Raw genomic sequence first — 17,779 nt, 5'->3', positions numbered from 1 at the left:
AGGACGGGTCCCCGCCGCTCGTCACCGCACGTGCTCCGCGTACGCGTCGAGGACCCGCAGCACCTCGTCCTCCCCCGCCGGCGGGAGCTGGAGGACGGTCTCCGCGCAGCCGAGGTCCGCGTAGTGGGCGAGCTTTCCGGGGTTCGGCAGGACGCCGTACGGGACGACCTGGAGGGCCTCGGGGTCGCGCCCCGCGTCCTCCCAGGCCCGGCGCAGCACCGGCAGGTGCTCGGTGAGGCCGCGGCCGCCGATCGGCATCCAGCCGTCGGCCCGCCCGGCGACCGCGGCGAACAGCTTCGGCCCCGCCGCGCCGCCGAGGAGGACGCGCGGCGCCCCGCCGGCGGGCTTCGGCCAGGCCTCCGAGGCGCGCACGGAGTACCCGAACCGGCCCTCGTACGCGGTCGGTTCCGGCGCCCACAGGGCCCGCATCAGGGCGAGCCGGTCGTGCACGAGGTCCCGGCGGGTGGCCCAGGCGACGCCGTGGTCGGCGGCCTCCTCGCGGTTCCAGCCGTAGCCGACCCCGAGGGTGAAGCGGCCGCCGGAGAGGTGGTCGAGCGTCGCGATCCGCTTGGCGAGCGCGATCGGGTCGTGCTCCGCGAGCAGCGAGATGCCGGTGCCGAGCCCGAGCCGCCCGGTGACGGCGGCGGCCTGCGCGAGCGCGACGTAGGGGTCCAGGGTCCGCCCGTACTCCCGGGCGGCCTCGCCGCCCGCCGGGTGCTCGGTGTCCCGGGAGACGGGGAGGTGGGTGTGCTCCGGCAGGTACAGCCCGTCGAAGCCGCGCGCCTCCAGCTCGCGGGCGAGCCGCACGGGGGAGATGGTCTCGTCGGTCAGGAAGATCGTGGTCGAGATCCGCATGACGGCACGGTAGGGGGCGCGGCGCGGGATTCCGAGGGCCACGGCACCGCCGCGCGGCCACGCGTCGGCACGGCGTCGGGACGCGGCCACGCGAGGGGGCACGGCGTCGGCACGCGGCCACGCGTCGGCACAGCGTCGGCACGCGGGAGCACGGCGTCGGCGACCACGCCACCCTGCTCGGCGACCGGCTCTCCGCCCGCGTCCTCGCGGGCGACGGCGGCCTGTTCGTCTCCGGCGGACGGACGGAGACGAGTCCGTCCGCACCGCCGACGGACGGCGGCTGACCCGGGCCGACCCTCGCGTCGCCCGGAAGCGGGGAAATCCCCCGGTGCTCCCGTGGCCGGCCTGCTTGGATGGCCCGCGTGCTGACGCGAATCGAGACGTACTACGACGCCGTGCCCCGCTCCGCCGCCCGCGCGGAGGACTTCGGCCCGCTGACCTTCTTCGTGCGGGAGGGCGCCGACGGGTGGCCGTTCTACGCGCGGCCGGCCCTCGGGCACGCCGGCGGGGTGACGGTGGCGGACGTGGAGAGGGTCCGGGCCCGGCAGCGCGAGCTGGGGCTGCCGGAGGCGTTCGAGTGGGTGGCGGAGACGACGCCGGGGCTGCGGGCGGCCGTGGAGGCGAGCGGCCTCGTCGTGCACGAGCACCCGCTGATGGTCCTGGACGGGGCGCCGCCGCCCGTGCCGGAGCCGGCGGGCGCGGTCGTACGGACGCTCGGCGCGGACGACCCGGACCTCGCGGCCGCCGTCGCCGCCCCGTACGCGGCCTTCGGCGCGACGCCGGGCCCCGGTGACGCGCGCCGGGTCGCGGACCGGATCGCGGCCGGCCTGACCGTCCTCGCCGCCGCCTTCGACACGGCGGGCGGGGAGGCGCTGGCGGGCGGCCAGGTCCAGCCCGTCGGGGACGTGGCGGAGGTCGTCGGCGTGGGCACCCGCCCGGAGGCCCGCCGCCGGGGCCTGGGCCTCGCGGTGACCGCCGAGCTGGTGGCGCGGGCCCGCGCGGCGGGCGTCGAGGTGGTCTTCCTGACGGCCTCGGACGCGACCGTGGAACGCCTCTACGCCCGCCTCGGCTTCCGCACGGTCGCCACCGCCCTCATCGCGGAAGCTCCGGAGGCGCCGGCGTCCTGACCATGAAGACGTCCACGCCGTCCTCCGCCTCCCGCACGAAGCCCGCCCGCTCCAGCAGGTGGCCCAGGACGGCGGTGCCCAGGCCCCGGCCCCGGAGGGCGGGGTCCAGGGAGAAGTGCTCCGGACGGAGGCCGCCCGCGGGGTCGGGGCGGAGCGTGACGCGTCCCGCCGTGCCGCCCCCGGCCTCGACGACCGAGGTGTACGCGGGTGAGAACCCGTCCCTCGGCCGCTGCCGCACCCGGTGCGCGTCGTACCGCCCGAGCCGTTCCAGGTCGGCGCGCATCACGACCGCCCGCGGCTCGGCGACGGCCTCGACGTCCTCGGGCCGCCCCGGCCGCAGCCGCGGGCCCCCGCCTCCGTACCCTCGCCCCTGGCGTGATCGTAGGGAGCGGGGACGTAACCGCTCGTGCCCGCCCCGCGTTGGAGCGGGCATGAAGAAGCTCCTCACCGCGGCCGCCCTGACCGCCTTCGCCGCCACCGGCGGCCTCGCCTCCGCGGGTTCCGCCGTCGCCGACACCGGCGGCATGAACCTGCCCTCCGTCGTCCCCCTCAGCGGCGTCCTGGACCCGAAGCCGATGCCGCCCCAGGCCGCCGACCTCCCCGAGGCCAACCAGGCCGTGAACAAGCTGCTGCCCGGGCGGGGCTAGCCCCGGGCGCGACGAAGACGAAGGCGGCGGTACCCCCCACGGGACCGCCGCCTTCGCGTTCTGGTGACTCGGATGGGTGTGCGTGTGGTCAGTCGGGGACCACCAGGGACGGGGTCTCCTTCGTCAGGACCTCGCCGCGGAAGAAGGCGGGGCTGCGGCGCTGCATGACGAGCATGATGACGGCGCCGAGGACGAGGAGGCCGACCGCGATGACGAAGACGGAGCCGACGCCGAAGACCGCGGAGCCGGAGCCGTAGGCCGGGTCCCACATGTCGTAGAGGGTCTTGCCGAAGACCGCGGTGAGCATGAGGCCGCCGAGGGCCGGCATGAGGCCCTTGAAGGCGAAGTCGCGGAAGGAGCGGAAGAGCTCGGCGCGGAAGTACCAGACGCAGGCGAAGGCCGTGATGCCGTAGTAGAAGCAGATCATGAGGCCGAGCGCGTAGATGGTGTCGACCAGGACGTGCTCGCTGACCAGGGTCATCACCGTGTAGAAGGCGCCGGTGGCGACGCCGGCGACGACGGTGGCCTTGCCGGGGGTCTTGAAGACCGGGTGGACCTTGGTGAAGGACTTCGGCAGCGCCTCGTACGCGGACATGGCGAGGACCGTGCGGGCGACCGGGATGAAGGTGGTCTGGAGGCTCGCGGCGGCGGAGGCCAGGACGGCGACGAAGAGGAAGACGCCGAGGACGGGGCCCATGACGGGGCCGGCGAGGGCGGCGAAGACGTTGTCGGAGGTGTCCGGGTTGGCGAGGCCGAGGCCCTGGTCGCCGGAGCCGACGGCCATCTGCGCGGCGATGCCGGTGGCGAGGTAGGAGCCGACCAGGACGACCATCGCGATGAGCGCGGCGCGGCCGGGGGTCTTCTCGCTGCCGGTGGTCTCCTCGTTGGTCGCCATGCAGGCGTCCCAGCCCCAGTACATGAAGATCGAGAGGGAGAGGCCGGCGGTGAAGGCGGCGAAGGACTGGACCGCGAAGGGGTTCATCCAGGACCAGGAGAAGTCGACCGAGGTCTCGAAGGAGCCCGCCTTGGAGAGGGCGAGGGCGACGAAGACGGCGAGGACGACGAGCTGGAGGCCGACGAGGGTGTACTGGACGCCCTTGGTGGCCGTCATGCCGCGGTAGCTGATCGCGGTGGCGGTGGCGATGAGGGCGAGGCAGGTGACGATGTGGACGGCCTTGTTGTCGTCCAGTGCGGCGATCGAGTCGCTGCCGGTGATCTCGCCGGCGAGGAGCCAGAAGTACGAGGTGGCGACGCCGGCCAGGTTGGAGAGCACGATGATCGTGGCGATCACCAGGCCCCAGCCGCACATCCAGCCGATCTTCGGGCCGAAGGCCTTCACCGTCCAGGTGAAGGAGGTGCCGCAGTCCGGCATGGCCTTGTTGAGCTCCCGGTACGCGAAGGCGACGAGGAGCATCGGGAGGAAGCCCGCGAGGAACACGGCGGGCATCTGGAGGCCGACCTCGCCGGCGGTGGAGCCGAGGGTGGAGGTCAGGCAGTACACCGGGGCGACGGTGGAGACGCCGATGACGGCGTTGCCGAGGAGGCCGACGGAATTGCCGCCGAGGCCCTTCTTGCGGACGCCTCCGGCGTCGAACGGCGCGGTCGCGCCCCTTACCGTGTCTCCGGCCTGGGGCCGCGCTTCCACCTGAGTCATGAACAGGACGTTAAGTGCTGCGGTTTCCTTATCCGGAGGGTTGAACTCCGCTCAGCTGATCGATCACCGCCTTGCATTGCGAGGGCAGATCGGGGCACTCGCCAATGATTGAAAGATCGACCAACCCGGTGGACCGACCAACTGGTAGGTCGGTCGCCGGACGTCCGATATGCGAGAACCGCAGCGAAGGGCGAAATGTCCGTTTCTAAATTTTCCCCGGGAATTTTCCCGGACGCCCCCGAGAGGGCCGGAACCCTTGGGAGGACTGGGCTCCCGTCTTTTGTACCGGCCGGTCAGCCGGGCCAGACCACCGTCTGCGTCTCGCTGTAGGCGTGGAGGGCGTAGGAACCCGCGTCCCGCCCCGCCCCGCTCTTCTCGAAGCCGCCGAAGGGCGCCTCCATGTTCCGGCCGACGGCGTCGATCCCGACCCCGCCGGTCCGCGGTCGGGCCGCGATCCGGAAGGCACGGGAGACGTCCCCGGACCACACGTAGTCGATCAGGCCGCAGCCGCTGTCGCCGGCCGGCGCGATCCCCGTCCTCCTCGTCGCCGAAGGGGACGACCACGACGACCGGGCCGAAGATCTCCTCCCGCACCACCCGCATCTCGTTCGTGCAGTCGGCGAGCAGCGCGGGCGCCGCGTAGAAGCCCTTCGCGAGGTCCGGGCGGCCACCGCCCCCGCCCACTCCTCCTCGCGGGTCACGTCCAGGTGGACGTACGCGGCCCGCTCCTCCCCCGGCTCCCCGGCGAGGGCCTCCCCGGGCCCGTCGAGCACGTCGGCGAGGACGACCCGCGCCCCCTCGGCGGCGAAGAGCCGCGCCTCCTGCTCGCCCTGCCCCCCCGCGGCCCCGTGACGATCACGACCCGCCCGTCCAGCTTGCCCATGCGCACACTCCCTACAGGAGGGGGGCGACCTCCGACCCGAAGGCCGCCATCTGGTCGATGAGTTCGGTACGGCTCCGGCCGCGGAACCGCACCTGGACCTGGCCGACACCCATCGCCCCGTACTCCCGGAGCGAGGCCGCCAGCTCCTCCGGCGCGCCGGAGAGGGTGTGCCGCCCGGCCTCCCAGCCGGGGGAGCCGACGTACAGCGGCTCGGCGATCGCGCCGAAGACGAAGGGCGCCGCGGTTCCGGCCTCCTCGCGCAGCCGCCGGATCCGCCCGATCCGGCGGGCGAGCACGTCCCGGGGGTCGCCCTGCGGCAGCCGGCCGTCGCCCTTGAGCGCGGCGCGGCGCACGGCCACCGGGGAGGAGCCGCCGACCCAGACGGGGACCCGTTCCCGCGCGGGCCGGGGCCGCTGCCCGAGGTCCTTGAAGGCGAACCGCTCGCCGAGGTGTTCCGGGTACTCCTCCGGGCCGAGCGCCGCCCGCAGCGCGTCGAGCGTCTCGTCGAGGACGGCGCCGCGCCCCGCGAAGTCGGCCCCGACCGCCTCGGACTCCTCCCGCACGTGCCCGGCGCCCACCCCGAGGACCAGCCGGCCGCCGGAGAGGTGGTCGACGGTCGCGTACGCCTTGGCGGTGACCAGCGGGTGCCGCAGCCCGACGACGGCGACGCGCGAGAGCAGCCGGACCCGCCCGGTGGCGGCGGCCAGGAAGGAGAGGGGGGCGACGGGGTCGTACCAGACGGTGCCCGTCGCGACGGCGAGCCGGCGCGGGACGGCCACGTGGTCGCAGCAGGCGACGCAGTCGAAGCCGTGCGCGTCGGCGGCGCGGGCGACGGCGAGCAGATCGGCCGGCCCGGCGGCGGCCTCCCAGGCCTCGGCGTAGAGCGTGGACCGGGACTGGACGGGCAGCTGCATTCCGTAGACCATCATGGGACCCCCACTTACCTGACAATTCGTCAGTTATGGCGTCGGGACCATGCTGTCGCCTGACGGGGCGTCAGGCAAGGGACGGGAGTGGGCCCTTCGACGGCGCGGGCTTCCCGGGCCCGCACGCGCCTCCGCCCGCACGCGCCCCCGCCCGGGCGGCCGAAGCCACCCGGGCGGGGGAACCGCTGTCGCGCTCCGTCGACCGTCAGGCGCCGTCCGGCGCGGCCGCCGCCTTCGCGTGGCGCACGATCGCCGAGCCGGCGAGGAAGACGACGGCCATGGCGCTCAGCAGCGCCAGCGCCCTCGCCCAGGCGAAGGTGGTGCCGAGACTGGGCGCCAGCAGGTCGACGGCGCGGGCGCTGGCGACTCCGTGGAGCGCGATGACGACGACGGCGAGGCCCGCGGAGGCGGCCCAGGCGATCAGGGTGTCCCGGGAGGCGAGCCACACGGCACACACCAGGGAGAGCACGCTGACGACCACGGACAGCGTCTGCGCGTCGCCGCCCGACCGCAGGCCGGCGAGGTCCGTCGGCAGGTGGACGAGGCCGCAGACGAACAGCGCCCCCGCGGCGGGCCAGCGCAGTGCCGAGCGCAGCGCGGGCGAGGCGTCGTGGCTGCCGGGGCCCGTCGCCAGGGCGCCGTCCAGGACCGATCGCCGCCGTTCGGCGGTGCCTCCGGCGCCCTTCGGTTCCGCGGCCGGCCCGGCGCCTCCGCCGGCCCGCGTGCCGTCCTCCCCGCCGGACCCGGCCTGCCGTGCCGCGACGTCCCCGCCCGGGGTGGGCTGCCAGTCGCTGCTGTCGGCCCCGAGGATGCCGACGAGCTGGACCACGTCCTCGATGGGCCGGCCCACCGCCGCGGCACGCAGCGTGGTCTCGGCCTGGTGGAGGTCGTACCCCGACGCGTTGAGCAGCGCGAGGAGCTGGCGCACCTCGCCCAGGGGACGGCTGACGGCTGCGGCGCGGAGCGCCACGTCCGCCGGGCTGGAGAGCTCACCGGTCTCCTGGAGACGGGCCACCAGCGCGGCGACCTCCTCCACCGGGCGCTCGGTCGCCGCCGTCCGCAGCAGCGTGTGGACCGCCTCGTCCCCGGAGCCGTCCTCGCCCCCGGAGCCGTCCTGGTCCGGTGCGCCCGGACCGGCCTGCGCCTCCACGACGGCCGGCGCCTCGGGAGCGGCCGACGCCTCGGAAGGGGCCGGCACCTCGGGAGCGGCGGGCGTCTCGGGGACGACGGACCGCTCAGGGGCTTCCTGCGGCTCGGGGGCAGCGGCCGCCTCGGGGGCAGCCGCCGTCTCGGGGGCCTCCTGCGGCGCGGGGGCGTACGCCGGGGCGGCCGGAAGCACCGTCACGGCCGGGTCGGCCGGTACGGAGGGGGGCAGGGCGGGGCGATCGGGGAAGGACGCCGCGCCTGGCGCCCCGGACGGATACGGGGAGACAGCGGGCCGGTAGGACGGCCGTCGGGTGGGTCCGGTGGGCTCCAGGTCGTCGTCCGCCGGTGGGATGTGCGGAAGGTCGGTGGTCATGTCACAGGCTCCGTTCGTGAACATCCCGGAGGGTGTCCACCATGGCTGTCTCACGTATGCATGGATCACACACTTGACCACTATTAGTGCGCATGTGTTCGCGTTCGGCCATCAGGAAGCGGCGCCATTGGGCCGGTGAGGTGACGGGGTGCCGCCCCGGACGTGCGGGAGCGGGACCTAGGGCCGCCAGAGGCCTTCCGGGGTCAGCCCCAGCAGGTCGATGGCGTTGCCGCGCACGATCCGCTCGACGACGTCCGGCGCCAGGTGCCCCATCTGCGCCTCCCCACCTCCTTGGACTTCGGCCAGGTGGAGCCCGAGTGCGGGTAGTCCGTCTCGTAGAGGACGTTCCCCGCGCCGATCGCGTCGAGGTTCGCAGCCCGAAGGCGTCGTCGAAGAAGCAGCCGAAGACGTGCCCGGCGAAGAGCTCCGACGGCGGCCGGGTGACCTTGTCGGCGACCCCGCCCCACGCGCGGTTCTCCTCCCAGACGACGTCCGCCCGCTCCAGGATGTACGGGATCCAGCCGATCTGGCCCTCCGCGTACATGATCCGCAGGTTCGGGAAGCGCTCGAACTTGCCGCTCATCAGCCAGTCGACCATCGAGAAGCAGCAGTTGGCGAAGGTGATGGCGGAGCCGACCGCCGGCGGGGCGTCCGCCGAGGTGGGCGGCATCCGGCTGGACGAGCCGATGTGCATCGCGACGACCGTGCCGGTCTCGTCGCAGGCCCGGAGGGACGGGTCCCAGTGGTCGGTGTGGACCGAGGGCAGCCCCAGGTGCGGCGGGATCTCGGAGAAGGCGAAGGCCCGGACGCCCCGGGCGGCGTTCCGCCGCACCTCGGCGGCGGCCGGCTCCGGGTCCCAGAGCGGGACGAGGGCGAGCGGGATCAGCCGCCCCCGCGCCTCGGGCCCGCACCGCTCCTCGACCGTCCAGTCGTTGTACGCGCGCACGCAGAGCAGCCCGAGCCCGCGGTCGGACGCCTCGGTGAAGGTCTGGCCGCAGAAGCGCGGGAAGGTCGGGAAGCAGAGCGCGGACTGGGCGTGGTTGACGTCCATGTCGGCGAGCCGGTCCGGCACGGAGAAGGAACCCGGACGCATCTGCTCATATGTGATCACTTCCAGGCGTATCTCGTCCCGGTCGTAGCCGACGGCCGTGTCGAGCCGGGTGAGGGGCCGGTGAAGGTCCTCGTACACCCACCAGTGGCCGACGGGCCCGTCATCGCCCTTCGCGCCCATGACGGGCGCGAACCTGCCGCCGAGGAAGGTCATCTCCCTCGGCGGGGCGCGGACGATCCGCGGGCCGGTGTCGCGGTACCGCGACGGGAGCCGGTCCCGCCAGACGTGCGGGGGCTCCACGGTGCGGTCGTCCACCGAGATGACCCTGGGGAAGGTCTCCTGGGCCTCCATGCCCCTCACGGGAGCATCGATCTGACAAACCGTCAGCTATCGTGACGCCCGGCCCCGGTCACAGCTCCTCCACAAGGACGCCCCGATGCTGACGCGCTCCCTCCGGACAAGGCAGACTGTCCGGGGCGATACCACCGGTAGGGGCAGGGGGAGCCATGGGTCAGGACAAAGGGCCGCGCGTCCCGGCGCAGGCCCTCGGCACACACGACGCCGGGGCCGCCCTCGGCGTACCCCGACGGCGGCCGGACGGCACACCGGCCGGCGCACCGGACGACGGCGGCACGGCCCCCGGCGACGCGGCCGCCCCGGCACCCCCCGCCCCCGGCCTCCGCTTCGGCGTCCTCGGCCCCGTGCGGGCCTGGCGGGGCGAGGAGGCCCTGGCCACCGGGTCCCCGCAGCAGCGGGCCGTGCTGGCCGCGCTCCTGCTGCGCGGCGGACGGACGGCGACCGCGGCCGAGCTGATCGACGCGCTCTGGGGCGAGGAACCCCCCTCGCAGGCGCTCGCCGCGCTGCGCACGTACGCCTCCCGGCTGCGCAAGGCGCTCGGCGCCGAGGTCCTCGTCAGCGTGGACGGCGGATACGCCCTGCGGACCACCGCCCTCGACCTGACCCGGGCGCGGGAGCTCGCCGCCGAGGCCGAGCGGCTGCGGACGGCCGGCGACCGGGCCGGCGCGCGGGCCCGGCTCGCGGAGGCGCTCGACCTGTGGGACGGCGAGGTGCTGGCCGCCGTACCGGGGCCGTACGCCGAGAACCAGCGGACCCGCCTGGAGGAGTGGCGGCTCACCCTCCTGGAGACCCGGCTCGACATCGACCTGGAGGTCGGCGCGCACGCCGAGGCCGTCTCCGAACTGACCGCGCTCACCGCCGCGCACCCGCTCCGCGAGCGGCTGCGCGAACTCCTCATGCTCGCGCTCTACCGCGGCGGCCGGCAGGCCGAGGCGCTCGCCGTGTACGCCGACACCCGCCGCCTCCTCGCCGACGAGCTCGGCGTCGACCCGACCCCCGAGCTCTCCCGCCTCCAGCAGCGCATCCTCCAGGGCGACGCCGAACTGGCCCGCCCCGTCGAGGAGCAGGCCCCGGCGGCGGCGCCGGTGGCCCGCCCCGCCCAACTCCCCGCGACTGTGCCCGACTTCACCGGCCGCGCCTCCTTCGTGCGGGAGCTGGGCGACCGGCTCGCGACCGCCGAGGGCTCGGTCATGGCGGTCTCGGCGCTCGCCGGCATCGGCGGGGTCGGCAAGACGACGCTCGCCGTGCACGTCGCCCACGAGGCGCGCCCGCACTTCCCCGACGGGCAGCTGTACGTCGACCTCCAGGGCGCGGGCGCGCAGTCCGCGGCGCCGGAGACGGTCCTCGGCTCCTTCCTCCGCGCCCTCGGCACCCCGGACTCGGCGATCCCGGACTCCCTCGACGACCGCGCCGCCCTCTACCGCTCGACCCTGGACGGCCGCCGCGTCCTGGTCCTCCTGGACAACGCCCGGGACGCCGCCCAGATCCGCCCCCTCCTCCCCGGAACGGCGGGCTGCGCGGCCCTGGTCACGAGCCGGATCCGCATGGTCGACCTGGCGGGCGCGCACCTGGTGGACCTGGACGTGATGTCCCCGGAGGAGGCGCTGCAGCTCTTCACCAGGATCGTCGGCACCGAGCGCGTCCAGGCGGAGCGGGAAGCGGCCCTCGACGTCGTCGCGGCCTGCGGCTTCCTGCCCCTGGCGATCCGCATCGCGGCCTCCCGCCTGGCGGCCCGCCGCACCTGGACGGTCTCGGTCCTGGCCGCGAAGCTCGCGGACGAACGCCGCCGCCTCGACGAGCTCCAGGCCGGCGACCTCGCCGTCAAGGCCACCTTCGAGCTCGGCTACGGCCAGCTCGAACCGGCCCAGGCCCGCGCCTTCCGCCTCCTCGGCCTGGCGGACGGCCCCGACATCTCCCTCGCGGCGGCGGCGGCCGTCCTCGACCTGCCCCTCTGGGACACCGAGGACCTCCTGGAGGCCCTGGTGGACACCTCCCTCCTGGAATCCGCCGCCCCCGGCCGCTACCGCTTCCACGACCTGGTCCGCCTCTACGCCCGCGCCTGCGCCGACCGCGACGAGCACCCGCCGACGGAGAAGGCCGCGGCCCTCTCCCGCCTCCTCGACTTCTACCTCTCGACGGCGGCCCGGGTGTACGCCATCGAACGCCCCGGAGACCGCCTGGTCGACCACCTGGAACGCACCGCGTACGAAGGCCTCGCCTTCACCGACCGCCACCAGGCCCAGGACTGGCTCTACGCCGAGTCCCACTGCCTCCTCGCCTGCGTCCGCCACTCCGCCACCACCCCCGCCACCCTCCGCCGCGCGGTGGACCTGCTGTGGGCGTCGCTGGACCTCGCGGAGTCGGGCGCCAACTCGAAGGAGTACGAGGCGGTGGCGACCCTCCTGCGCGAGGCGGCGGCAAAGGCGGGCGACGTCCGCGCGGAGGGCCGCGCGGCCAACACCCTGGCGTACGTCCACCACTACCAGGGCCGGTTCGACCAGGCGGAACACGAGGCGGAGGCGGTGATCGCCGCCGCGCAGTCGGTCAGTGACCCTCTGCCGGTCTGCTGGGCGCTGAACGCCCGGGGCGCCATCGCCCACTACCGAGCCCGCTTCGCCGATGCCGACCGGTATCTGACCCTGGCCATCGAGCAGTTCCGCGCAGCCGGCGACCGCGCGGGCGAAGCGGCCGCGCTCTGCAACCTTTCCCGTATCCGCCTTGCGACGGGACGTACGGAGGACGCCGTCCGCATGGCGCGGCAGGGGGCCGACATGTACGAGGAGATGGGCCATTCCCTCAAGGGTGCCAACGGACGCTACGCGCTGGGCCTCGCGCTCACCGAGGACGGACAGCTGGACGCGGCGCGCGACCAGCTCCGGGGGGCTCTCGGCGTGTTCGCCGACAGCCGCCAGCGCCTCTGGGAGGGCATGACGCTCTTCAGGATCGCCGAGGTCGATATCGCCGGCCAGCGCTTCGGCGCCGCGGCCGCCGGCGCGGAGAAGGCCCTGACCCTGCTCCGGGACATCGGCGGCGAGTGGCGTCGCGGCAACGTCCTCACCGTGCTCGGGCGGGCGCTCGACAGCATCGGGCAGTCGGGCCGTGCACAGGTCTGCTGGCAGGAGGCCCTGGCCCTCTACGAGGAGTTGGACGCACCGGAGGCCGCCGAGGTGAAGGGGCTGCTGAGCCGGACGTTCGCCGCCTGATCCAACCCCCGTGAAGGTCGTTCATCATTCGTTTATCGCCGCCCGGCAGAGTGTTCCTCAACGATCCGCCGCGTCGGGGGGCAGACGGGTCGGGAAGAAGGTCGTCGCCCCCACGCACTAGGGTGAGCGATCCCGAGGCGCCCGTCCCGCCGTCCATGGGGGAACAGTCGGGCAGGGCACCACGAACCAGCACGCGAAGCCATCCATCTGGAGGGGACAGACATGGGCGACATCGACGCCACCGACCCGACCACCAAGCCCGACAACCTGCACATCACGGGTGAGGGCGCCGAGGCGATCGGCACCAAGAACCTGCACATCACCTCCGAGCCGGCCGACGCCATCGCGGACAAGGTCCTCGGTGAGGGCGGAGCCTCGACGAACAACCTGCACATCACCTCGGAGCCGGCCAAGTAAGCCACTCCCCACGGGGATGACGGCACCGGCGGCGACTTCGGGGGAGCTGCCGGTGCCATCCACAGGGGGCCGGTCGACGGGGGAGCACGCGGTCCGGGGACGTCCGGCGGGACCAGGGGGGAACCGTCCGGACAGCGACCGCGCGCAACGCGACCAGGCCACCGCACAGGAGGGGCCGGGCAGACGCCCGGCCCCTCCTGCCGTTCCCGCACCAAAGTGACGGAGTATCGACCTCCATTTGCACAACAGTTCGATATCGGAGAGGCTCGATTTCGCAAGATCCTTACAGACACAGGGAGTTGAACGTGTCCAACGCCAAGCGCCTCTTCGCCGCCGCTGCCCTCGCTGCGGCCGTCGCCGTCGGCGTGGCCTCCCCCGCCATGGCCAACATGCACGCCACCAGCGACACCCCGGGCAACGTCCACATCACCAGTGACACCACGAACGACATGCACGCCACCAGCGTCACCACGAACGACATGCACGCCACCTGATCTCCGCAGTACCGCTGAGGGCCCGAACCGCTTCCCGGTTCGGGCCCTCAAGTGCTTGTCGCCGACCGACCGCCACGCTGCACGCAGTGAGCCGCAGAGGCCGGAGTGCGCAGTCCAGGCTGCTCGCGCAATGCGGGACCGCGCGGATGATCTCCATGGCTCCGCCCCGGATGACGATCAGCGCGTCCGCCCCCCCCGGCGGGCAACACCACCTCAAGCGGCAGGACTTCGCTGCTGCAGCCCGCCGCTCCGATGCGCCCCAGGCCGGACACGGCGAGGAGGAGTGCGTCACGCTCGCCGGCGTCGAGTTTCGTCAGACGGGTGTGGACGTTGTCCCGGATGGCCCTGGCATCCAGGCGGGGTGGGACAGGGCCAGTTGCGCAATACGCCGGACCGACGACGGCTCCCTCGGGTAGTCGGTCGAGAGTACGACCGCCGGGCGCCACGAGCGCGTCGTGCGGAATGTCGCGGCGGAGGCGGGCGGTGAACACCGCCCCCCGGCAACCGGCACATTGTCGACGCCTCCACCCTGTCCGTCATCTGAGGGAAGTCGACACACTCGGACACCACCGCACAGTGCGCCGAGCGCGGCCTCGTCGATGCGGACATCATCACCGTCCGGGACAGCAAGGCCCCGACCGGGCGTGCCCTGTGCCGGACCCGGCTGTCCCCGTTCGTCGGCGCAGTCGCGGCCGGTGAGCTCGGCGGCGCCGCGTAATGCCTGCACCGACACGGCCCGCGGGCCGAAAGCCGGGGCGAGATCCACGGGTTCGGGAAGCGGGCGGCCGGCCGGGCGCCGGCGTCTCCCGTCGGTCTTCGCGCCGGCCAGGTCCGCACGCGACGCGCGGTCGCGTCGCCCCTGTAGCCCCGAAGCTCAAGCTCCGACCTTCGAGCCGTCTTTCTGGGGAACGGGTACGGGCCTGGACTTAACCCGCCCTACCACCCGGCGAGTTGACCAGCGAATACGAAGCGTCGCCGACTTGCAACGGAGTGTCATATGCCTCTACCGTGCCCCTGAACCTGCGAAAACAGGCGACCCCCGCAAGGTGCTGGAACACCTGCGGGGGTCTCGCCACAAGCCCAAACTCTCCAGAGGAGTCGACCCATGGCTGACGCCAATCTTAGTGACGCCGCACACCCCATGGCCAATCCCGGCTACGGCAAACGGACCGCGCCGTACCAGGAGCCGCGCGGCCCGCGGGACTTCGCCCATCTCCCGGCCCGCGAAGCCGCCGTCGCCGCCTACGTGGACCGCCTGCCCGAGGGCAGCGACATCTCCGTGAAGACGCTGGCCAAGCACCTCCCCTACGGCCAGTGCGCCCTGCGCACCTCCCTCGACCGCATCCAGCACGCCGGCCATCTGCGCCGGGGACGCGAGCACCTCGACGGCAAGTGGATCACCCGCACCTGGTTCTCCCGCGCACCCCGCGACAGCGCCTGGTGGGCCGCCTTCCAGCAGGGCGACGTGCCCCGGGAGGCCACGAGGCGGACCCGTTCCCGCGCCTACATCCTCCTCGCCGCTCTCGGACGCGAGAACTCCGCTCTGTCCCTCTCCCACGCCGAGTGCCGCTCCCTCGCCCCCCTCGTCGAGGAGTGGTTCGCCCGGGACTCCGACGAGACGTACATCCTGCGCGCCCTGACCAGCGGCCTCCCCCAGCCCGTCCACCACCCCGCCGGCCTCGTGCGCCGCCGTCTCACCGACAAACTCCCGCCCCTCCCCCTCCGCCGTGAACCCGCGCCCCCGCGCATCCTCGAATGCGGAAAATGCGGCGCCCCCGGCTACACCGACGCCCTCCACGACGGCGACTGCGCCCCCTGCAGAGGCGAACGCCCCGCACTCCCCCGCCCCCGTCCGGCCACCCTCTCCGACCCCCGGGTCCGCGTCCGCGCGGCCGAGATCCGAGAACGAATGGCAGCCAGACGGGGCTGAACCACACCCTGCCCGTCATCCCGTTCCCGTGGTGTCAGCAGCCGGCCCGGCACCCGCGGCACGGCGCGGGCCGGCCTCGGCGCGGGCGGCGGTGGGTCTTGTGCCGGACGGGGTGCGGGTGGCGGCGAGCAACACGCTGTCCCCGCACCTCACGGACCGGACGGTGGTGCGCCTCGCGGCGCCGGGGCTGCTCGGTCGGGCGCCGGCCGTGGAGTGGCTGGTCCTCGACCGGGCCGACGGGTTTCCCGCGGGCGCGACGGAGGGCGTGCTGCGGGAAGTGGCCGCGGACCCGTCGTGGCGAGTGGTGCGGGAGGAGGCCGGCATCGTCCTGCTGCGCCGCGGACGGGGCTAGCTCCGGGCGGGGCCAGCTCCGGGCGGGGCTAGCTCCGGGCGTAGGAGCCGAGGCCGACGAGGCAGTAGACGTATTCGCTGATGGTGGTGCCGTTCATCGTGTAGCGGTGCGAGAAGGCGTACTCCGTCTTGGGGTTGGCGTTGCACCTGTTCATGTCGGAGGTCATGGGGAAGGTCTGGATGACCTTGTAGTGGGCGTCCGAGGCCGAGCAGGGGACCTCTTCGACCCCGCTGACGGACTGGGCGGTCTCGGAGTCGGGGAGGGTGCCGTTGAGGCAGGTGCCCTTGTCGTACGGGTCGGGCTCCTCCTCGGTGGGGGTGGCGGTCGCGGTGGGGGCGAGGTCGCCGAGGTCGAGGCTGGGGAAGGGCGAGACGGAGAAGGTGGGGATGGTGGGGCGGGCGTCGGGCGTGTCCGTCTCGTCGTTGGCGTCGAGGAGGTACGCGCCTCCGATGATCGCGCCGATGACGAGGAGGGGGACGAGGCAGCCGGCGACGCCGGACCTGCGCTGCCGCGGGGCCGGGCCGCCGGCGACGGTGATGCGGAGGAGGACGGTCCCGCCGGCGAGCTGGACCGGGACGAGGTCGCCGTGGCGGCAGGGCGGGACGTGGAGCTGGGTGGGGCCGGTCGGCAGGGTGACCGGGATGACGACTCCGGTGGCGGCCTGCTGCGGGGTGAGGGTGAGGGGGATCTCCTGGGTGGACACCTGCTGCTCCTCGGTTCGGAGGGGGACGGGGAGTGCGCGCCTCTATGACGTGTACACGTGGCGGACCGGTTGCGTCCGCGGCGGACTTTCTGTAATCGGATTCCAATCCTCCGGAAAGGGCTCCCGTCCGCCTCAACCCCGCTTCCGCAGCTCCCCCTTGACCACCTTCCCGCTCGCGTTCCGCGGCAGCTCCGCGACGAACTCGACCTGCCGCGGCACCTTGTAGTGGGCCATCTCCCGCCGCGACCAGACGATCAGGACGTCGGCGGTGACCCGCGCGCCCGGACGCCGTACCGCGAAGGCGCGGGGGCTCCGGTACGAGGACGGGATCCGGGCGATCGTCGTCACCGGCGCCGGCGGGCGGGCCTTCTGCACCGGCATCGACCGCGACGACGCCGGCCGGGTGCCGCAGCCCTCGTCCCCGTACGCCCTCGACGACCCGCTCCTCGCGATCGGCCCCAAGGCCGACGACCTGTGGAAACCGGTGATCGCCGCGGTCGAGGGCATGGCCTGCGGCGGCGCCTTCTACCTGCTCGGCGAGGCCGAGTTCCTCGTCGCGGGCGAGACCGCCGCCTTCTTCGACCCGCACACCACCTACGGCATGGCCAGCGCCTTCGAGACCGTCCACATGGCGCAGCGGATGCCCTTCGGGGAGGTCGTCCGGATGGCCCTCATGGGCTCCGCCGAACGCGTCTCCGTCCGCCGGGCGTACGAGACGGGCCTGGTCAGCGAGGTGACGCCGGCCGGCGGGGCGCTCGCCGCCGCCCGCGCGGCGGCGGCCGTCATCGCCTCCTACCCGACCGGCGCCGTGCAGGGCACCGTCCGCGCCCTCTGGTCCGCCAAGGAGGCCGTCAGGTCCCAGGCCCTCGCCCAGGCCCCGCACCTCGTCACCCTCGGCAGCCTGCCGGCGGAGCGGCAGGCGGAGCTGCTCAGGAGGCGGGCGACGGGGTACCGGACGCGGTAGGGACGACGACCTCGGTGGCCTCGGCGACCACGCACTTCCTGACCTTGCCGACGAGCTTGGGCTTCGTCATCCTCACGTCGAAGTCCTTCCGCTCCCCGGCCCCCACGGTCACCGTCGTCACCGCCCTGTCGACCGCGAGACCCGAGGCGTCGCGGAACTCCAGCGTCACCCGGTAGCTGTCGGTGGTGCTGTACAGCCCCTCGTTGACGATCCGGAGCGTCGCCGTGGTGTCCGCCTTGCGGGCGGGCTTGCCCTTGCGCTTCTTCTGCTCGGGCTTCACGCAGTCGACGACGAGCACGTCGACACCCGGGCCGTACGTGGCCGTCGCCGTCGGCTCGGCCGTGTACTCGCTGCCGCTGCCGCTGCCACTGCCGCTGTCGTCGTGGCCGCTGCCGCTCGACCCGGACCCGCTGTAGTCGTCGTTGTCCTTCTTGTCGCTGGAGCAGCCGCCGCCCCCGCCGCTGCTCTTGCTCTTGCCGCTACCGCCCTTGCCGCCGCCGCTGCTGCTCGTCTGGAAGCCGGTCAGCGCCAGCACCACCACCGTCAGCGTGGCCGCCATCTTCAGCCGGGTCCGTACCACCGTCACCGTCTCCCCGTCGTCCGTCCGTCATGTGCGCGCCACACCCTAACGGGGCACCGGGATCCCGCCTGGCGGGCCCCCGGCACCGGGCGTAGCGTCGGAAACGGGAGAGCAGGA

At 73.9% G+C, this 17,779-nt stretch carries 16 protein-coding genes and 4 pseudogenes; 9 read left to right on the top strand and 11 right to left on the bottom strand.

The genetic code is table 11. The annotated features are described in order from the left end of the window. Nucleotides 1–21: 21 nt before the first annotated feature. Nucleotides 22–855: a TIGR03619 family F420-dependent LLM class oxidoreductase gene (locus IE245_RS27230; protein ID WP_189952181.1), complete on the bottom strand. Its 834-nt coding sequence runs from the start codon at nt 853–855 to the stop codon at nt 22–24. 353 nt (nt 856–1,208) lie between these two features. Here IE245_RS27230 and IE245_RS27225 point away from each other — a divergent pair, with 353 nt between their 5' ends. After that, nucleotides 1,209–1,982: a GNAT family N-acetyltransferase gene (locus IE245_RS27225; RefSeq protein ID WP_189952179.1), complete on the top strand. Its 774-nt coding sequence runs from the start codon at nt 1,209–1,211 to the stop codon at nt 1,980–1,982. Here IE245_RS27225 and IE245_RS27220 read toward each other — a convergent pair. After that, nucleotides 1,948–2,265 (bottom strand): GNAT family N-acetyltransferase, encoded by a 318-nt coding sequence (locus IE245_RS27220; RefSeq protein ID WP_229851557.1) that lies wholly within the window; start codon nt 2,263–2,265, stop codon nt 1,948–1,950. The genes IE245_RS27225 and IE245_RS27220 overlap by 35 nt on opposite strands. Before the next feature lie 148 nt (nt 2,266–2,413). Between IE245_RS27220 and IE245_RS27215 the strand changes: the two genes are divergently transcribed. After that, nucleotides 2,414–2,629, top strand: coding sequence for a hypothetical protein (locus tag IE245_RS27215; RefSeq protein ID WP_189952174.1), 216 nt, complete (start codon nt 2,414–2,416; stop codon nt 2,627–2,629). Nucleotides 2,630–2,717: 88 nt separating this feature from the next. On the opposite strand, the gene IE245_RS27210 is transcribed toward IE245_RS27215, so the two are convergent. The 5 genes and pseudogenes from IE245_RS27210 to IE245_RS27190 form a co-directional block, all read right to left on the bottom strand. Beyond that, complete coding sequence (locus tag IE245_RS27210) at nt 2,718–4,283, bottom strand: APC family permease (protein WP_189952172.1); 1,566 nt, start codon at nt 4,281–4,283, stop codon at nt 2,718–2,720. Nucleotides 4,284–4,576: 293 nt separating this feature from the next. After that, nucleotides 4,577–4,967: pseudogene (locus IE245_RS27205) on the bottom strand (aldehyde dehydrogenase family protein); the annotation flags it as partial. 210 nt (nt 4,968–5,177) lie between these two features. Then, entirely contained in the window at nt 5,178–6,095 is a 918-nt protein-coding gene (locus IE245_RS27200; protein ID WP_189952170.1) for a TIGR03619 family F420-dependent LLM class oxidoreductase, read from the bottom strand. A gap of 202 nt (nt 6,096–6,297) precedes the next feature. Continuing rightward, complete coding sequence (locus tag IE245_RS37285; protein WP_229851556.1) at nt 6,298–7,611, bottom strand: hypothetical protein; 1,314 nt, start codon at nt 7,609–7,611, stop codon at nt 6,298–6,300. 177 nt (nt 7,612–7,788) lie between these two features. Then, nucleotides 7,789–9,013: pseudogene (locus tag IE245_RS27190) on the bottom strand (amidohydrolase family protein). Between the two features lie 155 nt (nt 9,014–9,168). Here IE245_RS27190 and afsR point away from each other — a divergent pair. The 3 genes from afsR (at nt 9,169) to IE245_RS27175 (ending at nt 13,133) form a co-directional block, all read left to right on the top strand. Then, nucleotides 9,169–12,222 carry an SARP-family global regulator AfsR gene (gene afsR, locus IE245_RS27185; RefSeq protein ID WP_189952168.1) on the top strand — a complete coding sequence of 1,018 codons (3,054 nt, stop codon included), beginning with the start codon at nt 9,169–9,171 and terminating at the stop codon, nt 12,220–12,222. A 222-nt stretch (nt 12,223–12,444) separates the two neighbouring features. After that, nucleotides 12,445–12,639 carry a hypothetical protein gene (locus tag IE245_RS27180; protein WP_189952166.1) on the top strand — a complete coding sequence of 65 codons (195 nt, stop codon included), beginning with the start codon at nt 12,445–12,447 and terminating at the stop codon, nt 12,637–12,639. A gap of 305 nt (nt 12,640–12,944) precedes the next feature. Further along, the gene (locus IE245_RS27175) at nt 12,945–13,133 is read left to right on the top strand and encodes a hypothetical protein (protein ID WP_189952164.1); all 189 of its coding nucleotides are present in this window, start codon (nt 12,945–12,947) and stop codon (nt 13,131–13,133) included. A gap of 47 nt (nt 13,134–13,180) precedes the next feature. Here the strand turns inward: IE245_RS27175 and IE245_RS38145 are convergent, their stop codons facing one another. After that, a complete protein-coding gene (locus tag IE245_RS38145) occupies nt 13,181–13,624 on the bottom strand; it encodes a hypothetical protein (RefSeq protein ID WP_189952162.1) in 444 nt (147 codons plus the stop codon). Nucleotides 13,625–13,692: 68 nt separating this feature from the next. Between IE245_RS38145 and IE245_RS37280 the strand changes: the two are divergent. The 3 genes and pseudogenes from IE245_RS37280 to IE245_RS27155 form a co-directional block, all read left to right on the top strand. Continuing rightward, nucleotides 13,693–13,851, top strand: a pseudogene (locus IE245_RS37280) (DUF397 domain-containing protein); the annotation flags it as partial. Between the two features lie 387 nt (nt 13,852–14,238). After that, nucleotides 14,239–15,063 carry a hypothetical protein gene (locus IE245_RS27160; protein WP_373305407.1) on the top strand — a complete coding sequence of 275 codons (825 nt, stop codon included), beginning with the start codon at nt 14,239–14,241 and terminating at the stop codon, nt 15,061–15,063. 28 nt (nt 15,064–15,091) lie between these two features. Continuing rightward, nucleotides 15,092–15,415, top strand: a complete 324-nt coding sequence (locus IE245_RS27155) for a DUF2079 domain-containing protein (protein ID WP_189952160.1) — start codon at nt 15,092–15,094, stop codon at nt 15,413–15,415. Nucleotides 15,416–15,443: 28 nt separating this feature from the next. Here the strand turns inward: IE245_RS27155 and IE245_RS27150 are convergent, their stop codons facing one another. Further along, the gene (locus IE245_RS27150) at nt 15,444–16,118 is read right to left on the bottom strand and encodes an LppU/SCO3897 family protein (RefSeq protein ID WP_189952158.1); all 675 of its coding nucleotides are present in this window, start codon (nt 16,116–16,118) and stop codon (nt 15,444–15,446) included. Nucleotides 16,119–16,250: 132 nt separating this feature from the next. After that, nucleotides 16,251–16,424 (bottom strand): annotated as a pseudogene (locus IE245_RS27145) (AMP-binding enzyme); the annotation flags it as partial. On the opposite strand from IE245_RS27145, the gene IE245_RS27140 reads away from it, so the two are divergent. Next, the gene (locus IE245_RS27140; RefSeq protein ID WP_229851555.1) at nt 16,387–17,082 is read left to right on the top strand and encodes an enoyl-CoA hydratase/isomerase family protein; all 696 of its coding nucleotides are present in this window, start codon (nt 16,387–16,389) and stop codon (nt 17,080–17,082) included. The pseudogene IE245_RS27145 and the gene IE245_RS27140 sit on opposite strands and share 38 nt — an antisense overlap. Here the strand turns inward: IE245_RS27140 and IE245_RS27135 are convergent. Beyond that, entirely contained in the window at nt 17,048–17,668 is a 621-nt protein-coding gene (locus tag IE245_RS27135; RefSeq protein ID WP_229851553.1) for a hypothetical protein, read from the bottom strand. The genes IE245_RS27140 and IE245_RS27135 overlap by 35 nt on opposite strands. Nucleotides 17,669–17,779 lie beyond the last annotated feature (111 nt).

The sequence above is a fragment of the Streptomyces roseolus genome, from assembly GCF_014649855.1.
GTDB lineage: Bacteria > Actinomycetota > Actinomycetes > Streptomycetales > Streptomycetaceae > Streptomyces > Streptomyces roseolus.
This window is presented reverse-complemented; position numbering and strand designations above follow the sequence as displayed.

Coding starts and splice junctions, on each gene's coding strand:
- IE245_RS27230 (WP_189952181.1), bottom strand. CDS start 855: ATGCGGATCTCGACCACGATCTTCCTGACCGACGAGACCATCTCCCCC.
- IE245_RS27225 (WP_189952179.1), top strand. CDS start 1,209: ATGGCCCGCGTGCTGACGCGAATCGAGACGTACTACGACGCCGTGCCC.
- IE245_RS27220 (WP_229851557.1), bottom strand. CDS start 2,265: ATGCGCGCCGACCTGGAACGGCTCGGGCGGTACGACGCGCACCGGGTG.
- IE245_RS27215 (WP_189952174.1), top strand. CDS start 2,414: ATGAAGAAGCTCCTCACCGCGGCCGCCCTGACCGCCTTCGCCGCCACC.
- IE245_RS27210 (WP_189952172.1), bottom strand. CDS start 4,283: ATGACTCAGGTGGAAGCGCGGCCCCAGGCCGGAGACACGGTAAGGGGC.
- IE245_RS27200 (WP_189952170.1), bottom strand. CDS start 6,095: ATGATGGTCTACGGAATGCAGCTGCCCGTCCAGTCCCGGTCCACGCTC.
- IE245_RS37285 (WP_229851556.1), bottom strand. CDS start 7,611: ATGACCACCGACCTTCCGCACATCCCACCGGCGGACGACGACCTGGAG.
- afsR (WP_189952168.1), top strand. CDS start 9,169: ATGGGTCAGGACAAAGGGCCGCGCGTCCCGGCGCAGGCCCTCGGCACA.
- IE245_RS27180 (WP_189952166.1), top strand. CDS start 12,445: ATGGGCGACATCGACGCCACCGACCCGACCACCAAGCCCGACAACCTG.
- IE245_RS27160 (WP_373305407.1), top strand. CDS start 14,239: ATGGCTGACGCCAATCTTAGTGACGCCGCACACCCCATGGCCAATCCC.